The organism is Polaribacter glomeratus, from assembly GCF_002954665.1.
GTDB classification, from domain to species: domain Bacteria; phylum Bacteroidota; class Bacteroidia; order Flavobacteriales; family Flavobacteriaceae; genus Polaribacter; species Polaribacter glomeratus.
Window position 1 is genome coordinate 1730225 of the sequence record NZ_MSCM01000001.1, and the last position, 12264, is coordinate 1742488.

General features: G+C 32.8%; 5 protein-coding genes. 4 read left to right on the top strand and 1 reads right to left on the bottom strand.

Going from position 1 to position 12264, the window contains the following annotated elements; genetic code table 11:
• Positions 1-16: 16 nt before the first annotated feature.
• Positions 17-634, bottom strand: coding sequence for a recombination mediator RecR (gene recR, locus BTO16_RS07365; protein ID WP_105020969.1), 618 nt, complete (start codon positions 632-634; stop codon positions 17-19).
• 146 nt (positions 635-780) lie between these two features.
• Between recR and BTO16_RS07370 the strand changes: the two genes are divergently transcribed.
• From BTO16_RS07370 to BTO16_RS17570, 4 genes are all read left to right on the top strand, one after another.
• A complete protein-coding gene (locus BTO16_RS07370; protein WP_105020970.1) occupies positions 781-2226 on the top strand; it encodes a sodium:solute symporter in 1446 nt (481 codons plus the stop codon).
• 122 nt (positions 2227-2348) lie between these two features.
• Complete coding sequence (locus tag BTO16_RS07375; RefSeq protein ID WP_105020971.1) at positions 2349-2540, top strand: hypothetical protein; 192 nt, start codon at positions 2349-2351, stop codon at positions 2538-2540.
• Positions 2541-2980: 440 nt separating this feature from the next.
• Positions 2981-6976, top strand: coding sequence for a choice-of-anchor A family protein (locus BTO16_RS18005; RefSeq protein ID WP_105020972.1), 3996 nt, complete (start codon positions 2981-2983; stop codon positions 6974-6976).
• 565 nt (positions 6977-7541) lie between these two features.
• Positions 7542-12264, top strand: a 4723-nt coding sequence (locus tag BTO16_RS17570) for an ice-binding family protein (protein WP_170064423.1), incomplete at its 3' end; no start/stop codon positions are given.

A 12264-nucleotide genomic window follows, 5' to 3' on the forward strand; every position in this document is an offset into this window, starting at 1 on the left:
AAACCGCTACTGAAAACTACCTACTAATACTCTGCTCAAAAGGAATTCTATTCACAATACTTCTTCCTAAAGTAACCTCGTCTGCATATTCTAATTCGTCGCCAACAGCAATTCCTCTTGCTATTGTTGAAGTAGTTATATTGTATTTTTCTATTTGTTTAAAGATATAGAAATTGGTTGTATCACCTTCCATCGTTGAGCTTAGCGCAAAAATTAATTCTTTAATTTCATTATTCGCTATTTTTTTTATGAGAGAATCTATCTGTAAATTTTGAGGACCAATCCCTTCAATAGGAGAAATTTTACCACCTAAAACATGGTATAATCCATTAAATTGTGACGTGCTTTCTATAGCCATGACATCTCTAATATCCTCAACAACACAAACAATCTCAGGATTTCTTTTTACGTTATTGCAAATATCACAGATATCTGTATCAGAAATATTAAAACATTTTTGACAATTTTTTACATCGTTTCTTAAATGCAATAAAGCTTCAGATAAGTAAGCTGTATTCTCTTTGGGTTGCTTTAACAAATGTAAAACCAAACGCAAGGCTGTACGCTTTCCAATTCCTGGTAAACGTGAAACTTCATTCACTGCGTTTTCTAATATTTTTGATGAAAAATCCATAGCTGACAAAATTACAATTTTAAAGAGAAAAAATAAGAAAGTTAAGAGATAAAAGATAATCAATTTAGAATCTAAGTCTTTTTTATTTTCTCAATTTTCTATTCTCTAAAATCATATATTCGTACTCTAAAAATTATCATTCCTTCATGCAACCAATTCATATAATTCTATTAATAGTCGCTTATTTTTCTGTATTAATTTTTATTTCTTTTATCACAGGAAAATCCGCAGACAACAAAACTTTTTTTAAGGCAAATAATTCTTCTCCTTGGTATTTAGTAGCTTTTGGTATGATTGGCGCTTCTCTTTCTGGCGTAACTTTTATTTCTGTTCCTGGTTGGGTAGAATCTCAAAGCATGAGTTATATGCAGATGGTTTTGGGTTATGTTGTTGGTTATGCTGTGATTGGAGCCGTATTGCTACCACTCTATTATCGACTTAATTTAACATCTATTTACACCTATTTACAAGATCGTTTTGGCGATTATTCTTATAAAACTGGCGCAGGTTTCTTTTTACTATCAAGAACTATAGGCGCTTCTTTTAGACTATTTTTAGTGGCAAATGTATTGCAATTATTATTGTTCGATTCTTATGGTGTTCCGTTTTGGGTAACAGTAACCATCACAATTGCATTAATATGGCTGTACACTTTTAGAGGCGGAATGAAAACAATTGTTTGGACAGATACATTGCAGACATTATTTATGTTAATTGCAGTTGGAGTTTGTATTTATACCATTTCTACTGAACTAGAAATCTCTAATATATTCTCTTATGTTGCCGACAGCAAACTTTCTAAAACCTTCTTTTTTGAAGATGTAAATGCAGGAAATTATTTTTGGAAACAATTTTTAGCGGGTGCTTTTGTATCTATCGTAATGACTGGTTTAGATCAAGACATGATGCAAAAAAACCTGACTTGTAGAAATTTAGAAGATGCTCAAAAAAACATGTTTTGGTTTACTATTGTTTTGGTAATTGTAAACTTCTTCTTTTTAGCCTTAGGGATTTTATTAACTGATTATGCTCAAAAAAACGGAATTGATGCACACAAAGATGAGCTATTTCCAATATTAGCAACTAAAGGAACACTAGGTATAGCAACAGCTATTTTCTTTTTATTAGGCTTAATTGCAGCTGCATATTCAAGCGCAGATTCTGCTTTAACAGCTTTAACAACTTCTTTTAGCATCGATATATTGGAAATTGACAAAAAGAAAAGCGAAAAAGATCAAGAAAAAATAAGAAAGAGAATCCACATATTATTCTCATTCATATTAATAGCAACCATTTTAATATTCAAGTATTTTATTGCTGATGCGAGTGTAATTGCCAAAATATTCACATTTGCAAATTATACCTATGGACCATTATTAGGTTTGTATGCTTTTGGTTTATTTACAAAGCTAAAAGTAAAAGACAAAGCAGTGCCTTTTATTTGCTTTGCTTCGCCATTTTTAACTTATTTAGTGAGTTTTTTATGTTTACACTATTTTAGTTTCGACTTTGGTTTTGCGCTATTAATTTTAAACGGATTTATTACATTTATAGGATTATCGCTTTTTAAAATAAGGGAGCAGAAGTCTTAAAAAAACAGTAACATCGTTAAAACTAAGTACAACACTTTTTAATTATTTAAAAAAAAATAAATAAATCTTGTTTTTTAAACACTTTTGTGATAGTATTACGAATTAATTTTATCCCCCGAATAATGAATACTGCTAAAAAAACACTTCTTACTGTTGCGATAATCATTCTTTTTATAAGAACAGCTTACAGTATAAAGACATCAACTTCTAAAAAACATTTTCAACTTTTTGATAGTTCTGCTGTTACTTTTATTACATCAGAAAAAGTTATTGTTTCTACTTTTTTGAATCTAAAAAAATGGTTTTTAATTTAGACTCATAATTAAAAATCGACTTTTATAATCAGTTATACCAGCAAATAAAAACTGCTAAATATTATAAATAATGCTCCTTTAATTTCAATTTAAAAGGGAATCTTCGCAATATTAAAAATAAACAAAAAACACTAAAAGCAGAATTTAATTAGCCTGCTTAGTTGCTAAAATAAAGCTTTTATAATTTTCATAAATCCGCTATAAAATTAACTGCTATTTTAAAAGTCATTCGCATACTAAATACATTTAGAAAATCAAAATTTTAAAACTAAAAAGCGTGCTGTTTATCAAAATAGTTCTCTTAATTTTCATCCTTTAAAGCCAGTATAATAGCTATTCATCGAAACAAAATTGCAATTAATCTAAAACAATATTAAAGTCTCTTTTCATAATTATAAATTTACATAACAAATGAGTTTTGTAATTTTAAATCCCCAATTATGAAAACAATTAAAAGTCTTTTAATTTTAGTTATTACTTTATTATTCGTGCAACTAGCAATTGCAAATAACCCTGCCAATATCTCTTTAAATGCCAATTGCGGTACTTCTAAACTAAATGATAATAATGGGCAAAATGACAATGGAGGTTTCTCTACAAAACTAACTTCTGTTGTTAAGAATTGTGACGGAACTTTCACTATTCAGGTTTTAATTTCACACGATGGTTGTGGAGGAAAAAACTGCAAAGAACTAAGTCATTTTTCAATAAAAGCAAATCCAGGATCCTATTCTAACGTTTCTTGGAGCAGTGTTTCAGGAAATACCAGTGGAAATTTAGAATTATCTCTAGGCAATAATGATCCTTTTGATGGTTTTAAACTAGATAATGTAAATGGAATAGGTGGCGGTAATAGCGGCTCTTTTACAATGACTTATACATTAACTGAACTGCAAGACCAGCAATTTCTTGCCAAAGCGGGTAATAATTATACACAACTTGCTCATTTTTCAATCGCTGAGTTTCAAACCGTTTTAAATTGTTTAAACTCAAATACAACCGCTACAAACACAACTACAACGGCTTCGATTTCAGAAAACGAAACTAAAACTTTATCAGGAAATCCATCTGGTGGAACTTGGTCAATCGTTTCTGGTGGCGGAACTATCAACAATAACATTTATACACCAAGTAACATCAACATAAATACAACTGTAAAAATAAGATATACAATTGCTGCGGATGGTTCTTGTACTGCTTCAACTGCGGATGTTACTTTTACTGTAACAAAAAACACTTGTACTCAAAGTCCTACGGCACAAGCACAAGGTTTTAACATCTTTACTTTAGAGAGTTTAAGTTTAAAAACAAACGAAACAGAAGGTACTGTTGCAACTGGTGGAGACTTAACAATTTTAGGAAATTACCAAGTAGCTACAAATAGCCCAGGAACTTTTAAAGTAAATAACGTAACCATCGGATTATTAGTTGGTGGTAAAATTAACTATACTTCTGGTAACGCTTTACAAGTTAATCAAAATACATATATCAAAATAGGAAACAGCCAAGGATCTACCGTTTGGTATAAAGACCAAAATAATGCATTTTCTAATATTAGAATTACACCAAGTTCAAATTATAATTCTTCTCCAAGAATTATGTTGCAAACTAATTTAAATCAATTAAATGTTTCTTCAACAAACAACCCTGTTTTTCAGAGTAATATCATTGATTTTTCAAGTGCTTTTCAAACTTTAAAAGCAAATTCAACAACTTTATCACAAGCAACAAATAATGCACAATTAACGAATCCTAACGGACAGTCAATTTCGAATAGTTCATTACCTAATCAAGTAAAAATTAATTTACAAGATGGCGTTAATTATTTAAATGTTACGGGTACAGATTTAAACAATGTAAGTGTCTTTACTTACAATAATGCACCAAGTGCTACTAAAGTATTAGTAATAAACGTAGATGCAGCTGGCATATTTAACTGGAATGTTTGGAACCAAGCTGGAGTTGGGCAACAAAATGCGCCTTTTATTATTTATAACTTCTACAATACTACAACACTTAATATAAATGGTAATTCAACTATAGAAGGAACCGTATTTGCACCTTATGCTAATATCAACAAATCTGTAAATCAATCTAATATTGAAGGACAAGTAATTGGTAAATCATTTACACATTCTGGAGGAGAAGTACACTCAGCAAATTTTACACCAACAATTGGAAGCTGCAACACTGTTGTAGGTGTGCCTCCTACATCAGGTTTTACTGTTACTAATAATGAACAATGTTTTAACGATAACGAATTTGTTTTTAACAACACTTCAAATACTGGTGCAGCAGCGCAACCAGCAAATCCTATTACTTATGTTTGGAATTTTGGAGACGGAACATCATCTACATTAATGAATCCAACTAAAACGTATGCTGTTTCTGGCACCTACACTGTAACATTAGCCGCTACAAATACTTTTGGATCTAATACTAATACAAAACAAATAATAGTTTTAGCAAATACAACTCCTATCTTAACAGAAACTGCAACAAGCACTGTAAATGGTTCTACTACAAAACAAATAACATTAACCAATAACACAGATTTTTCTCAGTTTTCTTGGGCTTTAGCTGGCGAAGGTTCTAATTTATTTCAAAATCAAAATACAGTAAGTTTCACTTTTACACAGGCCGGAACGTATAATGTAACAGTAACTGCCATTAAAAACGGATGCACCAGCACTGCAACAATTCCTTTAACAATAACCTCTACCGAAGTTACTACAGGAAACAATGGTGGATTAGAAAGCGAAAGTTTAGGTGATGCGGTAACTAAAACATATGTAAACAGAAAAAAACATAGCGAACCAACCATCTTTGTAAAATCTGATGAGATCATTTACAACAAAACAAAATTAAAAAGTGTGCAACCTTATCAAGGTAAAGGTCAAACTATGTTAGACATGTTTCCAACTGAATTAGTTGCTGGCAATGTTGCGCATGTTACCTCACCAACAGATATTTTAGATTATACAGTTGCTGATGAAGTTTTATCTGTAGATTTCTCTATGAACGGAAAAACAAAAGGAGTCGTTTTAGGAGTTAAAACTTCTGATAAAATTTACAACCACACAAAAGCGTCTTGCGATCGATTAAAAGGTGCAGAAATATTAAATGTTCAAGCAGTAAAATTAGAAGGTTATAATTTCTTAATGCAAGGCATAAAACAAAGAAATGGCGTTGTAGAATATGCGATCTCTTTTGCAACTGCAAAAAATAATAATGATACTAATTATAGCATCCAATCAAACTGGTATGTAAATAATTATACTAAATATAATGATGTTTTTAATCTTCAAGTTTGGTCTACAAACCCAACGGATACTCAAAAATTAGTAAAAGATATTTTAGCGAACTTAAAATCCTACATTCCTGTGGTACAAACAGAAATTCAAAAAGCTCCTAAAACATATGCTGCTAAAATTGACAGAGAAAAATCTAATTTAATCATCAAATTAAGAAGCACAAAAAAAGGTCAAAATATAGAGATCTCTATGGAGGAATTATATTCTGAAACTGCAAACAACGTAAAACACAGGTACAACCCAGTTAACTCTGAAACTGAACAAATATTAAAAGTTGATATTTCTGATGGTTATGAATATGACGGTGTTGTTAAAGTTGATGATGAAATTCAGGATGCATTTTATCATTCTGATGGTAACTGGGGATTAGATTTTGATAAAAAATATACAGAAATTCAAGAGTACTTTGTTTCTAATAATTTTGACAGAGAGTACAATGATGACGAACTTGCAATTAACAGAAACATCAAAATTAAAGCAGTAAGTGAGTATGATTATTTAGGAATCTATAAATCTTTATTACCTGGAAACATTCCTGCGGATTATACAACTTATAAATACCTTTCTTTTACTGCTAAAGGATCTGGTTTAATGGAACTTGGTTTGGTAAAATCATCTATAGAAAACTGGAAGGCGCAATATAGAATTATGGTCAATTTATCCGAAGAGGAGCAAACGTATTATGTACCTTTTGATGCATTTACTTCTACAGGAACTTCAGAAAACATCACTGCAGATGATTTAACAACGATCACGTTTACATTCTTACCTGTTGAAGCAAACACTAAAAAATTAGATTTAACTATTTCTGATGTAAAATTCACTAAAACTGCAGTAGAAAGTCAAACTATTGCTAAAATCGAAAAGTTTGAAAACAACTTTATGGCATACCCAAATCCTTCTCAAGGAAATGTAAATGTGTTATTATTTAGTAAGATGGACACCAATGCAACGGTTTCTTTATATGATATTACGGGTAAAGAAATCTACTCTGTTCCTGTTCAATTGACAAATGGTAAAAATGAAATTGCTTTTAACGTAAAAGTAAAACCAGGAATGCTATTCTTAAAAGTAAATAGCAAACAAACTGATTATGGGACTTCTAAAATCATTTTTAGATAAACCATCTCTAAATTAAATACTAAAAAGAGGAACGTAAAAAAACGTTCCTCTTTTTTATTTTAAAAAAACTGTTATTTGTGTTAAGTAATTTCAAATAAATAAGCACAATCGTTTCAAAGTTTAACGTAAAGTGATTTTCATCATATTAACCTCCTAAAGTATATAAAACCGCAATTCATCGATAGAAAGCAAGCAGCCTATCCAAAACACATCAATACCAACTTTTAAAATTTAACATTTGCATGTTAACTAGTATAGTTCTAAGTAAAAATCTTTAAGGCAATTTAAAATGTTTTAAACTGATTTTAGCTTAGTAATTTCAAATTTAACAAACTTCCCTAAAATAGTATCATGTAATACTAAACAGCCAATAAAATTAAATGGCTTTTTAGAATCACCATGAATATCAGTTTAATTTATTTATTATTAAAAATAAGACACACCACTATTATTAATGCGTAAAACCATTATTTACAAGTGTTTAAACATTATTTTTATTAAAATAATACACAAAACTGAAATCTAAATACCATAAAAATAAAATATTAAATATTGACACTGAATTATGATTAAAAAAATACCCCTTGTTTTTATCAGCTTCTCAAATGTATCAGCAACAAACTTTAGTTTTGTAAAAAAATACACCCTTTTATTTTTAATAACTACCACATTTTTATTTTCTAAAACCAGCTACAGTCAAACACTTAATTTAGGTGTACTTTCTTCTTTTGAAGCTTATACAGGCGCAGGTGACGTTGTAAATGGTGGAGATTGGACTGGTGATGCTGGTACAAATTTCGGCCTAATAAGTGGTTTTGATTCCCCTGATTTTAAAAACAACACGTACAATGCTGATGCTGTTACATCTCAAGCTAGAGAAGACCTATTGAGGCTGTATATTCATCTAAATGATCTTTTTGTTGACTTTGCTGGTACGCATGTTGCAGCTTTTGGAGGTGGTGAAACAATTGCCCCTGGAGTTTATTCAATACCAGGTGCTGGATCTATAGGCGCGTCTCTAACTCTTGATGGCCAAGGAAACCCTAACGCTTACTTTGTAATTAAATTTAACGGAGCAATGACAGTAGGAGCTGGTGCCGTGGTTACTTTAATTAATGGCGCAAAATCTAGCAATGTTTTTTATATGGCTTCTGGAGCTATATCATTAGCAGCAAGTGCTGATATAAAAGGAAGTTTATTTGCAAAGGTAGGAGCAGTTAATCTTGCGGCAGATGCTGTTCTTGAAGGAAGAATGTTTACCATGTCTGGAGCTATAGGCACCGCAGTTGGCACTATTGTTAGTCCGCCACCTACTGATAGCACCATTCAAATATTTTGCGAAACGAGTTGCAGCCCTGCTCCTTCAGTTGATGTTTTAGGAGTGTTATCTCAATTTGCACTTTATACGAATTTAGGCGCTGCGGCAAATACGGGTATATCTGGAATTAATGGTAATATTGGTACAGCTGCAGGGACCATATCTGGCTACACAACCGGAGTTCATATAGGTGATGAACATATTTCAGATGTTCTTACAACACAAGCGGCACTAGATATAGATGCAGCTTATATTGCACTTATGGCGTTGCCTGTTACAGGAATCCATACTACCGCTTTTGGAGCAGGAGAAACTCTTCTCCCAGGAGTTTATGACATGGCTGCAGGGTCTTTAGGAGGAACGATTACCTTAGACGGTGAAAATGACCCCAATGCGATATTTGTGATGAGGTTTGCTGGAGCATTTAATGTAGCAGCACTCTCAAAAATAATTTTAGTTAATGGTGCAAGGCGTTGTAATGTTTTTTGGATTGGTGGCGCAAATGTTGTCACTGGTGCGGTTAATATAGGAGCAGCAGCCCATCTTAAAGGAAATTTTATTTCTCATGGTGGCGCCTGTAACTCAGGAGTAGACGTTTTTCTTTCTGGCCGACAACTTTCTACATCTGGCGCTGTTAATACAGCAGGAGGTATAATTTATACTGATCCAGAATGTATTACTTCTGCATCATTAGAAGCTGTAGACACAGATGGCGATGGTATTTCTGATGACACAGATACAGACGATGACGGTGACGGAATTAATGATGCTGATGAAGCATTAATTGGTACAGATCCTTTATTAATAGATACAAATGCTGATGGAATTAATGATGGTGAAGCAGATTTTGATAATGATGGAATTGATAATGCTTCAGAATCCGATGAAAATTTAGCAACGATAACAGATACAAATCCAACAGATGGAAATCCAGATATTACATTCGGAATAGACACAGATGGCGATGGAATTGATAATAACAATGATTCAGACGATGACGGCGATGGAATTAATGATGCTGATGAAGCATTAATTGGTACAGATCCTTTATTAATAGATACAGATGATGATGGAATTAATGACGGCGAAGCAGATTTTGATAATGATGGTATTGATAATGCAACAGAATCCGATGAAAATTTAGCAATAATAACAGATATTAATCCTGCAGACGGAAATCCAGATATTACATTCGGAATAGACACAGATGGCGATGGAATTGATAATAACAATGATACTGATGATGACGGCGATGGAATTAATGATGCTGATGAAGCATTAATTGGTACAGATCCTTTATTGATAGATACAGATGATGATGGAATTAATGACGGCGAGGCAGATTTTGATGGTGATGGTATTGATAATGCAACAGAATCAGATGAAAATTCAGCAATAATAACAGATACAAATCCAACAGATGGAAATCCAGATATTACTTTTGGAATAGACACAGATGGTGATGGAATTGATAATAACAATGATACAGACGATGACGGCGATGGAATTAATGATGCTGATGAAGCATTAATTGGTACAGATCCTTTATTAATAGATACAGATGGTGATGGAATTAATGACGGCGAGGCAGATTTTGATGGTGATGGTATTGATAATGCAACAGAATCCGATGAAAATTCAGCGATTATAACAGATATTAATCCTGCAGACGGAAATCCTGATATTACTTTTACGATAGCTCCCGTATGCACAATAATAGCAGAGAATACAACAACGACAACTAGCATTACCGAAAATGAAACGAAAACATTAACAGGAAACCCTTCTGGTGGTAATTGGAGCATTATTTCTGGAAGTGGCGATATTAATGGATCAATATATACACCTATCGACATTAACACAAATACCAGCATCACAATTAGATATACAATTGAAGCGGATGCTAACTGTACTGCAACAACTGATGATGTTACTTTTATCGTAACGCCTGTATGTATACCTATTGAGAACACAACATCTACAGACACTATTTCTGAAAATCAAACAAAAACATTAACAGCAAATCCTAGCGGAGGTTCTTGGAGCATGGTTTCTGGAAGCGGAACTATAAATGGTTTTACATATACACCAGATGATGTTAATTTAGATACTGAAGTTGTAATTAGATATGAAATTCCTAGCGATGGAGATTGCACTCCTTCAGCTAAAAGTGTTAACAACACAAATGCTGATGTTACTTTTACAGTAACTCCTGTAGGAGAACTTTATCATCCTACCACACCAGCAGATTGTTTTAGTATTTTTGTAGAAAACAATGTAGCCTTAGCAAACGGCAATACAAACGGAAGTTTAGCAGCTGGCGGTAACTTAACCATCAATGGCGATTACGGAATTGCTTCAGAAGACTGTGGTTGTTTTAGTAATAACGGAAACAAGGTTGGTCTTTTAGTAGGTGGCCAAATCAATTACACTTCAGGTAATATAGACATAAGCAATACAACGCAATATGCGCAAATAGGCGCAAGTAATGGATCTAATGCTTGGTATGCAGATCCTCTAAATGCACCAACGCCAATTAGAGTAACACCAGGAACAGATTACAACGCAGCTTCTTATGTTCAATTATCAGGAAATGCAACTGATTTTAATGCCTCATCAGGAATAAACCCTGTTTTTGCGCAAAATTTAATTGATTTCTCGTTAGCATTTCAAAGATTAAGAACGAATGCAATCAGCATGTCAGAAAATGTACAAAACGCATCTCTAGAAGACAACGCAGGGAATTCAATTTCAGATACAAACTTACCAAATGATGTAGAAATTTTTCTTACAAACGGTATCAATTATATGAACGTAACGGGTGCAGATTTAAATGCTGTTCAGAATTTCACCTCCCAAAATCATCCAAATTCAGCCAAAGTTTTGGTACTTAATGTAAATGCTCCAGGTACTTTTAACTGGAGCGTTTGGTCTCAAGCAGGTTTTGCAGATCAAGATGCACCTTATATAATTTATAATTTCTATAACACCACAGAGTTGAACATTGAAGGTGCCAATACTATTTACGGAACTTTACTAGCACCATTTGCAGCGATTAATAGAACGGTGAATACAGAAGATATTTTAGGACAAATAATAGGGACCTCATTCACCCAAAATGGCGGTGATGTAAAATGTGCAAACTTTATACCAGAATTAGCAGATTCTACAATTTCAAATGATGCCCCAAAAGCAGAATTTACAGTAAATGATAATGAATGTTTAAATGATAATGCGTTTATCTTTAATAATACATCAAACACAGACCCAGAAACACAGCCTACAAACCCAATTTCATATTCATGGAACTTTGGAGACGGAGCGAGTAGTATTCTAATGAATCCTACTAAGTCGTATGCAGTATCAGGCACTTACCTCGTTACCCTAACGGCTACAAATACATTTGGATCAAATACAGAAACTACACAAGTTACCGTATTGCCAAATACAGAAGCTTTGATAAATATGAGCACAATAAGCTCAAGCGACAATTCAATAAGTAAAAGTTTTTCTTTAAGCAACCCTCAACATTTTACAAGTTACTCTTGGTCTTTACCAGGAGAAGGAACAAATTTATTCCAAAATCAAGACGAAGCAATATTTGAATTTTCAGAAGCGGGCAGTTTCCCTCTTACTTTGTCAGGAATCAATACAAATGGATGTTCTGTAGAAACTATTTATACTATAATCATTGGCTCTAGTGAAGTTACCGGCGGTAATGGCGGCGGGGTAGAAAGTGAAAGCTTAGGCGACGCAATTTCTAAAATTTATGTAAACCGTAAAAAGAATAGCGTACCAACAAACTTCGTAAAATCTAATAAAAACCTGTATAACAAAGCAGCTTTAAAAAGAGCGCAACCCTATCTTGGTAAAAGTGCAGATTTAACAATGTTAGACATGTTTCCTACAGAGTTAGTGGCAGGCGATGTGGCAAACGTAACCTCTCCTACTGATATTTTAGACTATACAA

Bases quoted from the DNA above. Each gene is read 5' to 3' on its own strand.
- recR (WP_105020969.1), bottom strand. From the start codon at position 634: ATGGATTTTTCATCAAAAATATTAGAAAACGCAGTGAATGAAGTTTCA.
- BTO16_RS07375 (WP_105020971.1), top strand. From the start codon at position 2,349: ATGAATACTGCTAAAAAAACACTTCTTACTGTTGCGATAATCATTCTT.
- BTO16_RS18005 (WP_105020972.1), top strand. From the start codon at position 2,981: ATGAAAACAATTAAAAGTCTTTTAATTTTAGTTATTACTTTATTATTC.
- BTO16_RS07370 (WP_105020970.1), top strand. From the start codon at position 781: ATGCAACCAATTCATATAATTCTATTAATAGTCGCTTATTTTTCTGTA.